This is a genomic window from Pseudomonas sp. IPO3747 (assembly GCF_013385245.1).
GTDB classification, from domain to species: domain Bacteria; phylum Pseudomonadota; class Gammaproteobacteria; order Pseudomonadales; family Pseudomonadaceae; genus Aquipseudomonas; species Aquipseudomonas edaphica.
Map to the genome: position 1 here is coordinate 114,719 of NZ_JACAQL010000031.1, position 14,053 is coordinate 128,771.

At 60.5% G+C, this 14,053-nt stretch carries 12 protein-coding genes; 7 read left to right on the forward strand and 5 right to left on the reverse strand.

The window, feature by feature from the left end:
• Positions 1-193: 193 nt before the first annotated feature.
• Together HX790_RS28885 and HX790_RS28890 are read right to left on the reverse strand one after the other, a co-directional pair.
• On the reverse strand, positions 194-1,084 hold the full coding sequence (locus HX790_RS28885; protein WP_138450604.1) for a proline iminopeptidase-family hydrolase: 891 nt from the start codon (positions 1,082-1,084) through the stop codon (positions 194-196).
• A gap of 102 nt (positions 1,085-1,186) precedes the next feature.
• Positions 1,187-2,062 (reverse strand): bestrophin family protein, encoded by an 876-nt coding sequence (locus HX790_RS28890; RefSeq protein ID WP_176992586.1) that lies wholly within the window; start codon positions 2,060-2,062, stop codon positions 1,187-1,189.
• A 324-nt stretch (positions 2,063-2,386) separates the two neighbouring features.
• On the opposite strand from HX790_RS28890, the gene HX790_RS28895 reads away from it, so the two are divergent.
• Both HX790_RS28895 and HX790_RS28900 read left to right on the forward strand, forming a co-directional pair.
• Positions 2,387-3,277, forward strand: coding sequence for a hypothetical protein (locus HX790_RS28895; RefSeq protein ID WP_017136524.1), 891 nt, complete (start codon positions 2,387-2,389; stop codon positions 3,275-3,277).
• Positions 3,267-4,307 (forward strand): GGDEF domain-containing protein, encoded by a 1,041-nt coding sequence (locus tag HX790_RS28900; protein WP_176992587.1) that lies wholly within the window; start codon positions 3,267-3,269, stop codon positions 4,305-4,307. The genes HX790_RS28895 and HX790_RS28900 overlap by 11 nt, the downstream gene beginning before the upstream one ends.
• 4 nt (positions 4,308-4,311) lie before the next feature.
• Here HX790_RS28900 and HX790_RS28905 read toward each other — a convergent pair whose 3' ends face one another.
• Genes HX790_RS28905 through HX790_RS28915 form a run of 3 tightly spaced genes read right to left on the reverse strand, consistent with a single transcriptional unit; the run spans position 4,312 to position 7,539 of the window.
• Positions 4,312-4,989, reverse strand: coding sequence for an SOS response-associated peptidase family protein (locus HX790_RS28905; RefSeq protein WP_176992588.1), 678 nt, complete (start codon positions 4,987-4,989; stop codon positions 4,312-4,314).
• A gap of 42 nt (positions 4,990-5,031) precedes the next feature.
• The gene (locus HX790_RS28910) at positions 5,032-5,754 is read right to left on the reverse strand and encodes a FadR/GntR family transcriptional regulator (RefSeq protein ID WP_017136521.1); all 723 of its coding nucleotides are present in this window, start codon (positions 5,752-5,754) and stop codon (positions 5,032-5,034) included.
• A 48-nt stretch (positions 5,755-5,802) separates the two neighbouring features.
• Positions 5,803-7,539: an IlvD/Edd family dehydratase gene (locus tag HX790_RS28915; protein WP_017136520.1), complete on the reverse strand. Its 1,737-nt coding sequence runs from the start codon at positions 7,537-7,539 to the stop codon at positions 5,803-5,805.
• Between the two features lie 192 nt (positions 7,540-7,731).
• On the opposite strand from HX790_RS28915, the gene HX790_RS28920 reads away from it, so the two are divergent.
• Genes HX790_RS28920 through HX790_RS28940 form a run of 5 tightly spaced genes read left to right on the forward strand, consistent with a single transcriptional unit; the run spans position 7,732 to position 13,570 of the window.
• Positions 7,732-9,054, forward strand: coding sequence for an MFS transporter (locus HX790_RS28920; RefSeq protein ID WP_170040159.1), 1,323 nt, complete (start codon positions 7,732-7,734; stop codon positions 9,052-9,054).
• A gap of 15 nt (positions 9,055-9,069) precedes the next feature.
• The gene (gene araD1, locus HX790_RS28925; protein WP_099547905.1) at positions 9,070-10,059 is read left to right on the forward strand and encodes an AraD1 family protein; all 990 of its coding nucleotides are present in this window, start codon (positions 9,070-9,072) and stop codon (positions 10,057-10,059) included.
• 10 nt (positions 10,060-10,069) lie between these two features.
• The gene (locus tag HX790_RS28930) at positions 10,070-11,650 is read left to right on the forward strand and encodes an aldehyde dehydrogenase (NADP(+)) (protein ID WP_176992589.1); all 1,581 of its coding nucleotides are present in this window, start codon (positions 10,070-10,072) and stop codon (positions 11,648-11,650) included.
• 14 nt (positions 11,651-11,664) lie between these two features.
• Positions 11,665-12,528, forward strand: coding sequence for an SMP-30/gluconolactonase/LRE family protein (locus tag HX790_RS28935; protein WP_017136517.1), 864 nt, complete (start codon positions 11,665-11,667; stop codon positions 12,526-12,528).
• Between the two features lie 37 nt (positions 12,529-12,565).
• Positions 12,566-13,570, forward strand: a complete 1,005-nt coding sequence (locus tag HX790_RS28940) for a substrate-binding domain-containing protein (RefSeq protein WP_017136516.1) — start codon at positions 12,566-12,568, stop codon at positions 13,568-13,570.
• Positions 13,571-14,053: the final 483 nt, after the last annotated feature.

The window sequence follows — 14,053 nt, forward strand, 5'->3', positions numbered from 1 at the left end:
AAAGACGCGATTTTAGCAATATAAGTAACCAGTTAGTACATTGTGCTGCGTAATAGTCTTTTACAAATGTGGGTACAACAGCAAAACCCCGGTTCGCAGGGCACCGATGCGAACACAGATGTCCCCAGCTCCCACACCAGCCCCATTCCACATTGGCTTTAGTGTAGAGCGTCAGCCACAAAGCTCAATCTGGCTATTGCTCCACGTGCGCCAGAAACGCCCCCACACACGCCATGCACGCCTCACGTTCCTCGACATGCGGCATATGGCTCGACTGCTCAAAAATCTGCCAGCGCACGTCGCGGATGCCATCGGCAAACGGCTGTACCGTGGCGGGTGTGGCTTCATCAAAGCGCCCGGAGATCAACAACGTCGGCACCTGGATGCGTGGCAGTCGCTCGATGATGCTCCAGTGGCGCAGGCTGCCGATCACGTGGAATTCAGTGGGGCCGTTCATGGTGTGATAAACGGTCGGGTCGTCTTCGATGGCGGCATTGGTGCGCAGCACTTCATCGGGCTCCGGCTGGACGCGGCAGACGTGGCGGGCGTAATACACATCCGAGGCTGCGCGGTACTCGGCGCTGTCAGTGGTGCCTGCCGCCTCATGGCGCAGCAGGGTGGCCTGCACTTCGGTGGGCAATGCCTGGCGCAGCTCATTCGCGGCGGCGCACCACAGGTCCATGGAGGCGGGCGAATTGGCGATGATCAATGCCTTTAACCCGGCGGGTTGGCGTACCGCGTGTTCAGCCCCAAGCATGCCGCCCCAGGACTGGCCCAGCAGCGCGTAGTCGCTGATGTCCAAATGCTCGATCAGGTTGTCCAGTTCCGCCAGGAACAACGCCACGTTCCAGAAGTCAGCGGATGCGTCGCGCAGGTGAGTGGAGCGGCCATTGCCCAATTGGTCGTAGTGCACCACCGCGCGCCCCGTTTCGGCCAGGTCCTTGAAACTGTCGACGTAGTCATGGGTGCAGCCGGGGCCGCCGTGCGCGACGATCAAGGGCAAGCGCCCGGAACTCAAATCGCCGGTGACCCGGAACCATGTCCGGTAGCCACGGAAATCGGCATAACCTTCGCGAACCTGCATGCTGTGTGCCTCCTTGGATAGATGCGCTACAGGCTAGTCAAAACCGCGCGTCAGGGGCACTGGTAAAAATGATAGGTTCTTGAATTAAAAAGCACCTTGAGCTTAAGCCAGCGCATCCCGCTGCATCGACTGCAGGTTCTTCTCGATGGTTTCGCAGATGGTTTCCATCTGGATCTGGTGTTCGCTGGAATGAAACGGGCTTTGCAAGTCAGTGCCGATGCGTTCGATCGCCAGCAGCATAAAGCCCACCACGGTCGAGGCCAGCGGGGTGAACCAGCCCAGGGATTCAACCAGGCTCACCGGCACGATCAGGCAGAACAGCGAGATAAACAGCCGCGGGAAATATACGTAAGGGTAGGGCAGCGGCGTATTGGCGATTCGCTCCATGCCGCCTTGGGCGTTGGACAGGTCCACCAGTGTCGACTCCAGCCGCGCCAGGCGAATACTGTCCAGGTGCCCGGCCTTGTATTCGCGGGCCAACAACGTCGCTGAACCGGTGAGGATGTCATTGGCAAAGTTGTTGGTGGCGCCATTGCGCGCAAACTCTTCGGCGGGGATAAACGCACGTACTTCATCCGGGCACGGGCGGCCCTTGAGGTGCGCCGCCAGGCAATTCACATAGGCCACATGGCGGCGCAACAGGGTGGCCTTGACCGGGTTTACCTCGCCGCTGGAGTCATCCAGCAACGTCAGTACCTGACGTGCAAAACTACGCGAGTTATTCACCATTGCGCCCCACAACGTGCGTGCTTCCCACCAGCGGTTATAGGCGCTGCTGTTACGAAAGCTGATCAACACCACCAGCGCCGACCCCAGCAGGGTCAGCGGCATCAGCGGCAAGTTGATCTTGGTGGTCAGGAACAACATGAAATCGACCGTGACGGCCACATCCCACAACAACAGCCAGAACAAGGCCCAACCCACATAGCCCATGGTTTTGATAATCAGGCGGTACTTTTTGATGATGGCGGCTTTCAAGCGAGGACCTCACGGCGAGCAATGGGCAATAAATACCCTAGCTCGGACGCCCGGGGGCGGTGAAAGGTTCGCGGTCATATTTCTGGCGCCATTTATTGGCTCTGCTTCACACGCAATCTTTGCACTGCTATTTCAAGCAAGTTCACCGCTTGCGCGTTAGCAAATAGCCCAGGAAGTGCAGTTGGAACAACTTTGGTAATGATGCTGTGCCACGCGGCAATCACTGTACATTGACCCCAAAGGCAAAGCGCCATCAGGGGCCGTTTTACGACGTGATTTGTTTTGGGACCTGACTACGTGAACTTTGTAGTCTAGATCAGTGGGATGAAGTTGGTTGATCAGGGTTCTTTCATGCGTGTCAGTTCGTTAAAGTTGGATATCGGTAATACTGCACAAGCACTTGAACGTCATGAGGACTTTGAATCTTGTATTCGGGCACATTATCAGGTGCTTCTTGGCCCTTACTCGAAACGCCCGTTTTTCTACAAAAGTGCAATGAAATACAGCCGTTTGATGGTCTCATTTGCACTGTTCAGCGAGTACTTTTCCAAACCGACAGCCTTGCTTTGCGAGGTGAAAGCCTTTTGTGTGGCGCGGGGGTATTGCTCAAGAAACAGCCTGGAGTCGATCTTCCTGCTGTTTCGGGCGCTGGGGTTCATGGTGGTCGACGCACACCCGGAGGACAGCCGGTTCAGGGTGTATGCGCCCTCGGATGAAGCCTGCCGGGAAGTGCGGCTGATGCTGACGTCCATTACCGACTCACTGGCGCTGATGTGCCCTGAGAAGGAGCGTTTTCGCACAATGCGCGAGATGGACGACCGCAGTTTTCTAGCCCTTTATTTCAAAGGCTTCGCTCAGATCCTGGCCGACGAAATGACCGTTGATGTGTTGCTGCCCGACTGTTTTTGGCTGGTGAAGAAAGATGCAGGCCATTTGTTGATGCTGGCGATATATAACGATGCCTTTTCACCGGAAAACGAGCGCATGACCTTCAAATCGTCATCTTATCTTGCGCTCGCCCAGCAGCTGTCGGTATCAAAAACCCATATTATTAGAATGGTCCGGGAGGGTGTCGAGAAGGGCTATTTCAAAGTGCATGCGAAAAAACAGCTGGAAGTGCTGCCGGCTTTTGTTTGCCTGGTAAGACGGTTTATGGCGTTTTCATTTGCGGTTGGCCTGCACGCGGTTGAAAGAGGGGAAAGGGATGCCTGCTAATTTGAAGTTAAGGCCACGGATGCGCCGGTTACTGTCGCCAGCGGTCACCCAGGCCGAGTTAATCGGGATTATTGCCTGGCTCGGGGTGTTGTTGATTCATCCGGACATGCAGCTGGATATATATCTGGTGGCGATCAGCCTGTGCCTGATGGCGGTGTGTCGACTGCACCATATGACCCCCCACTTTTACCTGTGGCGTGCGCTCGGGGTTGTGTATGTCGTGCTACTGTCCGTGGGGTTTGCCTATGTCATCAGCGCGCATGGAGAGTTGCGCCTGTTTGGCTTGCCGCTGGCGGTTATCCTGGTGATCAGCAGCGCCATCCTGTTTATCAGTGTGCAGGATTATCTGGTCTGCGCCACGTTGGTCTGGTTGATTTTATGGCCGTGCATCCAGGCGGACATTTACGGCGATGCCCAGGTCTATCTGTATATTTTTTGCGTCGCGTCGGTGGCCATCGGTTTTATCCTGAGTTTTTCCTATTTGAAGAACCTGCGCTCGGTGTTGCTGGTAGAAAGTGAGTTTCGCGAGCTGGCAGAGACGGATTACCTGACCTCCATTCTCAACCGGCGCGCCTTCATGCAGGGCTTTGACGCGTTGATCGCCAGCGGCCACAGCGGCTATTTCATGATGTTGGATATCGACAGTTTCAAACTCAAAAATGACCGGTATGGCCACGATGTGGGCGACAGCATTCTTTGCGCCATGGCCACCTGCCTGAAAACCGCCAAAGGCAGCCACAGTTTCGGCAGGATCGGCGGCGAAGAATTCGGCGTGCTGCTGTTGGGCGACGACCCGGCTGTCGCCTGCGAGTTCGCACGGGATTTGTTGCAGGCTATCCGGCACAGTGTGGCGGCGCCGCACAATTACACGTGCAGCGCGGGAATGGCGCGGTTTTCGGCGGGGGACCAGATGTCGGCAGTGCTTAAGGACGCTGACCGCAACCTGTATGGCGCCAAGCAAAATGGCAAGGACCGGGCCTATCTGGAGGGCAGGCCGATTAATCCGCACGGGTGTGTAGTCGCCCAATGAGTGCTCAGCGCGGCTGGATCAACGCTGGCCCATGGTTGCGTGTGTTGCCCACGGCACTGTCGACCTTGAACCATTCGAACACGTCTGCCGGGTCGCCCTGCAACAGCACCATCTGCTCGGCGCGACTTCGGGAGGTGGCCGGGTCCAGCCACTCACGGGCCAGCTCAGGGGTGAATACCACCGGCCTGCGGTCGTGGATATCGAGCATGCCACCGGCGCTGTCGGCGGTGATGATCACGAAGCCATCGTGCGCGTGCGCGCCCTCATCGGCGTCGGGCAGTTGGCCTATGGCGGCACAGAATACCGGCGCACCGTCGCGGCGACGAATCAGGTAGGGCTGTTTTTTCGCGTCGCCTTCATCCACCCATTCAAACCAGTTGTCCACTGGGGCAATTGCGCGATGCGGCCAGATCGCGCGAAAGAACGCGCCGTGCGCGACCTTCTCGACACGCGCGTTGATCGCCAGCAGGCGTTCTTTGCTCCAGTGCGGGCGCCAGCCCCAGCGCACCGGGTCAGCGTGCAAAAGATCATTGTCCAGGTGCAGCAACGCCACGGGGGTGGTTGGCGCCACGTTGTAGCGCTCAAGCGGCTGGTCGCCCACGCTATTGGCCAGTGCATTGGGCATGCTCAGCGCCGCCACAAACTCATGAATACCGCGGTACTGCGAAAGTCGTCCGCACATGGCCGGTTCCTCGAACTGACTCCCTGAGCGTAGACGATCAATTTACAGCGGCGTGAGCACGTTCATCACCGTGTCCAGCGCCACCCGCGTGTCATCCAGTTGCACCAGCGAGGCGTGCCGGGCGCCGAGGGCGTCACGGTTCTGGATGGCGGTGAGGATCGCTTTGTGGCGGGGCAGGCTCAGGCCCTGGATGTCAGGACGGCGGTTGGTGATGTTGATCGACTCGCGCAGCGGCAACGACAGCATGTTGCACATGTAGGCGAGCAAGTCGTTGCGGGTCGCGTCGGCGATGGCTCGGTGGAAGTCCAGGTCGGCCTGCAGCAGGTCATCGTGGGTCTTGGCGGTTTCCATGCCCCGGTAGGCGGTTTCGATGGTGGCGATGTCTTCGGCGGTGGCCGTGGTCGCGGCCATGGCGGCGATTTCCGGTTCGAGGATGCGCCGCACGCCGGCCAGGGTGTTGAAGAATTCGCTGTGAGGCGTGGACTGCATCAGCCAGGACAGCACGTCCGGGTCAAGCAAATGCCATTTCACCCGTGGACGCACCACCGCGCCCACCCGTGGTTTGGAGTACACCAGGCCCTTGGCGCTGAGCACGCGGGTCGCTTCACGCAACACCGAGCGGCTGACCTGGTATTCCTCGCACAGCGTGGCTTCCATGGGCAGGCGTTCTTCGGGCTTGAAGCGACCGGAAACGATGTGCATGCCCAAGTCCTGAACGATCTGGGCATGCTGGCTCTTGCGCGGCTTGGGCGGCTGGTGATCCATAACGACGGGGAGGCTCTGGCTTAGGTTCGCGGCATCATAGCATCCCAATTAGTGGGAATGCCGGGGGACTTCAGCGCCACGGCAGCCCACCAGGAAGTCGAAGTCGCAGCCTTGATCGGCCTGCAGCACGTGATCGATATACAGCTGGCGGTAGCCGCCGACGATCAGGTTTTGCGCTGGCGCAAGGTCAGCCATGCGCGCCGCCAGTTCGGCGTCGGGGATATCCAGGTGCAACCGGCCGTTGGCGCAGTCGAGCTCGATCCAGTCACCTTCCTGCACCGTGGCCAGCGGCCCACCGGCGGCAGCTTCCGGTGCCACGTGCAGCACCACCGTGCCGTAGGCGGTGCCGCTCATGCGTGCATCGGAAATGCGCACCATGTCAGTCACGCCCTGGGCCAGCAGCTTGGCGGGCAGGCCCATGTTGCCGACTTCGGCCATGCCGGGGTAACCCTTGGGGCCACAGTTTTTCATGACCAGAATCGAGTTGGCATCCACGTCCAGTGCCGGGTCATTGATGCGTGCCTTGTACATGTCGAAGTTCTCGAACACCACCGCGCGGCCACGGTGCTGCATCAACTCGGGGCTGGCGGCGGAAGGCTTGAGCACGGCGCCCAGCGGCGCCAGGTTGCCGCGCAATACGCAAATACCGCCATCGGCGCGGATCGGGTTATCGAGGGTGCGGATCACCTCATCCTGGCCGTAGATCGGCGAGTCCTGGGTGTTCTCGCCCAACGACTTGCCATTGACCGTCAAGGCATTCGGATGCGGGATCAGGTTGGCTTCGCCCAGGCGACGCAGCACGGCCGGCAGGCCGCCGGCGTAGTAGAACTCTTCCATCAGGAAACGGCCTGACGGCTGCAGGTCGACGATGGTCGGCACGCCACGGCCCATGCGGGTCCAATCGTCGAGGTCGAGCTCGACACCGATACGCCCGGCGATGGCTTTAAGGTGGATCACCGCGTTGGTCGAACCGCCGATGGCCGCATTCACCCGGATCGCGTTTTCAAACGCCTCCTTGGTGAGGATCTTCGACAGTTTCAAATCCTCACGCACCATCTCGACCGCGCGCATGCCAGACATATGCGCCAGCACATAGCGCCGTGCATCCACCGCCGGAATCGCCGCATTGTGGGGCAGGGAAGTGCCGAGTGCTTCGGCCATGCAGGCCATGGTCGACGCGGTGCCCATGGTGTTGCAGGTCCCCGCCGAGCGCGACATGCCGCCTTCGGCCGCAAGGAAATCGTCAAGGGTGATGGTGCCGGCCTTGACCTGCTCGCTCAGTTGCCACACCACCGTACCCGAGCCGATGTCCTGGCCCTTGTGCTTGCCGTTGAGCATCGGCCCGCCGGTGACCACGATGGCCGGCACGTCACAACTGGCCGCGCCCATCAGCAGCGCCGGGGTGGTTTTGTCGCAGCCGGTGAGCAGCACCACGCCGTCGATGGGGTTGCCGCGAATGGCTTCCTCTACATCCATGCTCGCCAGGTTGCGGGTGAGCATGGCGGTGGGGCGCAGGTTGGATTCGCCATTGGAGAACACCGGGAATTCCACCGGGAAACCACCGGCCTCGATCACACCGCGTTTGACGTGCTCGGCGATCTGGCGGAAATGCGCGTTGCACGGGGTCAGTTCCGACCAGGTGTTGCAAATGCCAATGATCGGTTTGCCATGGAACTGATGGTCGGCAATGCCCTGGTTCTTCATCCAGCTGCGGTACATGAAACCGTTCTTGTCGGCGGTGCCAAACCACTGGGCGGAGCGGAGGGCGGGCTTTTTATCAGGCATGATCGACTCTCTTATTGTATGACTATATGTTCTATATGTGCTTAAACATAAGCGCAAAAACGCAGCTTTGGAAGTATTGTTTTGCAAATAGTCATACTATATAGTCCAGCTTAATTGAGGCTTGACCCTGGCGGATTTTCGCGAGAGGCAGCCCCCGAGCTTCTATAAAAACAACAATCGGAGATCGACCCCATGAGCCAGGAATTGCGGCTTGTTCGGCGTATCACGCTGAAACTGATTCCCTTCCTGATCCTGCTGTACCTGATCGCCTACGTGGACCGCTCGGCGGTGGGGTTTGCCAAGCTGCACATGGGCGCCGACGTCGGCATCGGCGATGCCGCCTATGGTCTGGGGGCGGGGTTGTTCTTTATTGGCTACTTCCTGTTTGAAATCCCCAGCAACCTGATGCTCGACCGCTTCGGCGCGCGGCGCTGGTTTGCACGGATCATGCTCACCTGGGGCGCCATCACCATTGGTATGGCCTTTGTGCAGGGGCCGCACAGTTTTTATGTGATGCGCTTTTTGCTCGGCGCGGCCGAAGCCGGGTTCTTTCCGGGCGTGCTGTACTACATCACCCAGTGGTTCCCGGTGCGCCATCGCGGCAAGATCCTGGGGCTGTTTATCCTCTCCCAGCCGATTGCCATGATGATCACCGGGCCCGTGTCCGGCGGCCTGCTGGGCATGGACGGCATCCTTGGTCTGCACGGCTGGCAATGGCTGTTTATCGTGATTGGCACGCCGGCGTTGCTGCTGACCTGGCCGGTGTTGCGCTTTCTGCCGGACGGCCCCAAGCAGGTCAACTGGATGAGCGAAGACGAAAAAGCCTGGCTGACCGCTGAGTTGGCCAAGGACCTGCAAGCCTACGGCCAGACCCGCCACGGCAACCCGCTGCATGCCCTCAAGGACAAGCGCGTGTTGTTGCTGGCGCTGTTCTATCTGCCGGTGACCTTGAGCATCTATGGCTTGGGCCTGTGGTTGCCGACCCTGATCAAACAGTTCGGCGGCACTGACTTGGTGACCGGCTTCATTTCGGCCGTACCCTACATTTTCGGCATCATCGGGCTGCTGATCATCCCGCGCAGTTCCGACCGTTTGAACGATCGTTATGGCCACCTTGCCGTGCTCTATGTGCTCGGCGCCATCGGCTTGTTTTGCAGTGCCTGGCTGAGCGTGCCGGTGCTGCAAATGGCGGCGCTGTGCCTGGCGGCATTCGCCTTGTTTTCCTGCACGGCGGTGTTCTGGACCTTGCCGGGGCGGTTCTTTGCCGGCGCCAGTGCGGCGGCGGGCATCGCGTTGATTAACTCGGTGGGCAACCTGGGCGGCTATATCGGCCCGTTCGTGATCGGCGCGCTCAAGGAATACACCGGCAACCTGGCTTCGGGCCTGTATTTTTTGGCTGGCGTCATGGTGTTCGGGCTGGTCTTGACCGCTGTGGTGTACCGCGTGCTGGAGCGCAAGCATGTGCTGCCCGCCGACCAGTTTGCCGCCAGCGCCCGAGGCGCCACACGTACTTAATCCTGGAGAAGTTTGATGCGTTTAGTTCAGTTCGAATTGCGTAACGGTGAGCGTCGTGTCGGCGTGGTGCAAGGCAACACACTGCGCGAAGTGCACACCGCGCGCAGCGTGCGTGAGTTGGCGCTGGCCGCCATCGATGCCGGTGTGGGCCTGGCGCAACAGGTTGACAGCCTCGGGCTGGGCGACAGTTACGACTACGCCGCGCTGTTGGCAGACCTCAAAGTCCTGCCGCCGCTGGACCATCCCGACCCCGCGCACATGCTGATCAGCGGTACTGGCCTCACGCATCTGGGCAGCGCCTCGGCCCGCGATAAAATGCATCAGGCCGGTGACGACAGTGCCTTGACCGACACCATGCGTATCTTCAAATGGGGCGTGGAAGGCGGCAAACCGCCGGCCGGCCAGGCCGGCGTGCAACCGGAATGGTTCTATAAGGGCGATGGCAATATTGTCGTGCGCCCAGGCCAGGCGTTCCCGGTGCCACCCTTTGCTGAAGACGCCGGTGAAGAGCCGGAAATCGGCGGGTTGTATGTGATCGGCCGTGACAGCAAGCCCTACCGCCTGGGGTTTGCGGTGGGCAACGAGTTCTCCGACCACGTCATGGAGCGCAAGAATTACCTGTACCTGGCCCATTCCAAGTTGCGCAGTTGCAGCTATGGTCCGGAGTTGCGTGTGGGTGAGTTGCCCGAGCATCTGGCCGGCACCAGCCGCATCCGCCGAGACGGTCAAGTGATATGGGAAAGCGAATTTCTCAGTGGCGAGGCGAACATGTGCCACAGCCTGGAAAACCTCGAGTACCACCATTTCAAATACAGCCAGTTCCTGACCCCGGGCGACGTGCATATTCATTTCTTCGGCACCGCCACCTTGTCATTCGCCGACGGTATACGTACCCAGCCGGGGGATGTGTTCGAGATCAGCCAGGCCGAGTTCGGCGCGCCGCTGGTCAATCGGGTCGGCAGCGCCGAGGCGGCGTTCGCACCTGGCACTGTCATCAGCCTTTAAGGAGATCAGCATGAATCCGTTTCTCGGCCACAACTACATCGGCGGCCAGCGCAGTGCCCAGGGCAGCATTACCCTGAAAAGCGTCGACGCCAGCACCGGCGAGGCCTTGCCTCAGGATTTCTATCAGGCCACGCCCGCCGAGGTGGATGCCGCCGCCAAGGCCGCCGCTGCCGCCTATCCCGCGTACCGGGCATTAAGTGCATCGCGGCGGGCGCAGTTCCTGGAGGCGGTGGCCGATGAGCTGGACGCGCTGGGGGATGATTTTATCGAGTTGGTGTGCCGCGAAACGGCATTACCTGCTGCGCGCATCAAAGGCGAGCGCGGGCGCACCAGCGGCCAGATGCGCCTGTTCGCTACGGTATTGCGTCGTGGTGATTTTTACGGCGCGCGCATCGACAGAGCCTTGCCCGACCGCCAACCCCTGCCGCGCCCGGACCTGCGCCAATACCGCATCGGCCTCGGCCCGGTGGCGGTGTTTGGTGCGAGCAACTTTCCCCTGGCATTTTCCACCGCCGGCGGCGACACCGCTGCCGCGCTGGCGGCCGGCTGCCCGGTGGTGTTCAAGGCGCACAGTGGGCATATGGCGACGGCTGAGCGGGTGGCCGATGCAATCATTCGGGCGGCCGAGGCTACCGAGATGCCGGCGGGGGTGTTCAACATGATCTTCGGTGGCGGCGTCGGTGAGGCGCTGGTCAAGCACCCGGCGATCCAGGCCGTGGGTTTTACCGGCTCGCTCAAGGGCGGCCGTGCCTTGTGTGATATGGCGGCGGCACGCCCGCAGCCGATCCCGGTGTTTGCCGAAATGTCGAGCATCAACCCGGTGATCGTGCTGCCCCAGGCCTTGCACGCCAGGGCCGCGACCATCGCCCGCGACCTCACTGCCTCGGTGGTGCAAGGCTGTGGCCAGTTCTGCACCAACCCTGGCCTGGTGATCGGTATTGCCTCGCCACAGTTCACCGCGTTTACCCAACAGGTGGCGCAACTGATCGGTGAACAGCCGGCGCAAACCATGCTCAATGCCGGCACCCTGGGCAGTTATGGCAAAGGCTTGGAAAAGCTCTTGGCGCACCCTGGCATCCAACACCTGGCGGGCAGCGCTCAAGTGGGCAGTCAGGCGCAGCCGCAGCTGTTCAAGGCCGACGTGCGCTTGCTGATCGACGGTGATGAGGTGTTGCAGGAAGAGGTGTTCGGCCCTGCCACGGTGTTTGTCGAGGTCGCCGATCAGGCCCAGCTCAGCGCGGCCTTGCACGGTCTGCACGGCCAGCTCACCGCGACGCTTATTGCTGAACCGGCCGACCTGCAGCACTTCACTGAACTGACGCCGCTGCTGGAGCAGAAAGTCGGGCGCATCCTGCTCAACGGCTACCCGACCGGCGTGGAAGTGTGTGATTCGATGGTTCACGGCGGGCCGTACCCGGCCACATCCGATGCCCGTGGCACCTCGGTCGGCACCCTGGCCATCGACCGTTTCCTGCGCCCGGTGTGCTTGCAGAATTACCCTGATAGCCTGCTGCCCGACGCGTTGAAAAACGCCAACCCGTTGCGTATCCAGCGGCTGGTGGATGGCACGCCATCGCGCGACCCGCTGTAACACCAGGAGGTTTTATGTCGTGTACCGCAGTCACTGCGCACCGTGCGCAGCTGGGCGAAGGCCCGTTCTGGGACGTGCCGACCCAGGCGCTGTATTGGGTGAATATCGCCGGCAAGCAGGCGCTGCGCCTGATGGGCGGGCAGTTGCAGATCTGGCAGTTGCCCGAGCACGTCTCGGCCTTCATCCCCTGTGAAAGCGGGGATGCACTGGTGACGCTGAGCAGCGGCGTGTACCGGCTGAACCTGGAAACCGAAGCCCTCACGCTGTTGTGCGTGGCCGACCCGCAACCGGGTAACCGTGGCAATGAAGCGCGCTGCGATGCCCAGGGCCGCCTGTGGTTGGGCACCATGCAGAACAACATTGGCGAGCAGGGTGAAGACCTGCCGATTACGCGGCGTTCCGGCGGCCTGTTTCGGATCGATGCCAACGCGCATGTCACGCCGCTGCTGCAAGGGCTGGGCATTCCCAACACCTTGGTGTGGAGCGATGACGGCGCGCACGTGCATTTTGGCGACAGCCTGGACGGCACTTTGTACCGGCATGCGGTCAAGCCAGAGGGTCAGCTCGAGCCTGCCCGGGTCTGGTTCGGCCCGCATGAGCGTGGTGGCCCGGATGGCTCGGCGATGGACGCGGATGGCTATATCTGGAATGCCCGTTGGGATGGCAGTTGCTTGCTGCGCCTGACGCCTGCCGGCGAGGTCGACCGCATTGTCGAGTTGCCCGTGAGCCGCCCCACCAGTTGCGTGTTCGGTGGCCCCAACCTCACCACCCTCTACATCACCAGCGCCGCCAGCCCACTCGATCACCCGCTGGATGGCGCAGTGCTGGCCATCGAGGTTGATGTGCCGGGCACACGCTGTCACCGCTTTGCCGGATAAACCCAAGACCTGAAAACAATAACAAGGAGTCACCCGTATGAATCGTCGTCGAGGTATGCGTTCCCTGTGCTGCGCCGCTGTGGCGGTGTCGGCCCTGAGCTTGGGCGGTCTGTTGCAGGCTGCTGAAGCCGTGAAGATCGGTTTTTTGGTCAAGCAGGCTGAAGAGCCGTGGTTCCAGACGGAATGGGCGTTTGCCGAAAAAGCCGGCAAGGAGCATGGCTTTACCGTGATCAAGATCGCCGTGCCGGATGGCGAGAAAACCCTCTCGGCCATCGACAGCCTGGCGGCCAACGGCGCCAAGGGCTTTGTGATCTGCCCGCCGGATGTGTCGCTGGGCCCGGCCATCGTTGCCAAGGCAAAGGCCAACGGCCTGAAAGTGATTGCGGTGGATGACCGTTTTGTCGACGCCAAAGGCAACTTCATGGAGGACGTGCCGTACCTGGGCATGGCCGCGTTTGAAGTGGGCCAGAAGCAGGGCGCGGCGATGGCGGCGGAGGCGAAAAAACGCGGTTGGGATTGGAAGGACACCTATGCGGTGATCAATACCTTTAACGAACTGGACACGGGTAAAAAGCGCACTGACGGTTCGGTTAAATCCCTGGAAGATGCTGGTTTTCCTAAAGACCACATTCTGTTCACCGCGGCCAAGACGCTCGATGTACCGGGCAGTATGGACGCCACCAACTCGGCACTGGTCAAGCTGCCCAGCGGTGCCAAGAACCTGATTATCGGTGGTATGAACGACAACACGGTGCTCGGTGGCGTGCGCGCAACCGAAACGGCCGGTTTTGCTGCGGCCAATGTGATTGGTATCGGCATCAATGGTACGGATGCCATTGGCGAACTGAAAAAGGCTGACAGTGGATTTTTCGGTTCGATGCTGCCTAGCCCGCATATCGAGGGCTACAACACTGCGCTGATGATGTATGAGTGGGTTACCAAGGGGACGGAGCCGCCCAAGTACACGGCCATGGACGAGGTGACGCTGATTACACGGGAGAACTTCAAGCAAGAGCTGACGAAGATTGGGTTGTGGCAGTGAGGTAGGCTTGGCGGGAGGGGTTGGATCAGACGGAGTACATATCCATTTCTTCGGTAATGGCTACTTATGGTTCCGCCCTTACGGCGGGTCACTTTTGCAAGGAAAAACGCCCCAAAAGTAACCAAAAGGTCTTCGCCCCACCACTCGGCACCTCGCTAATGCTCGGTGTGCCCTCACTCCGGCTTGAATCCGTGGGCCGCCGCGATGGGCCATCCTTGGCCCAGCGCGGCTAACCCGGCGTCCTGCCGGGTTACCCACGGATTCAAGCCTGCGTTCGGCCATCGTGGTTAACGGGGCGCCTCAGATCAAGATCAAGATCTACAGCACGGCGGCCTGAAAGCCGACCTGAGTGGTTAGATCAAAAGCGAAAAGCGGATTTGCATACACTGAAGAGCTGCTTTTCTGTGGGAGCTGGCTTGCCTGCGATGCAGACACCTCGGTACATCAGGCACACTGAGTTGATGCTATCGCAGGCAAGCCAGC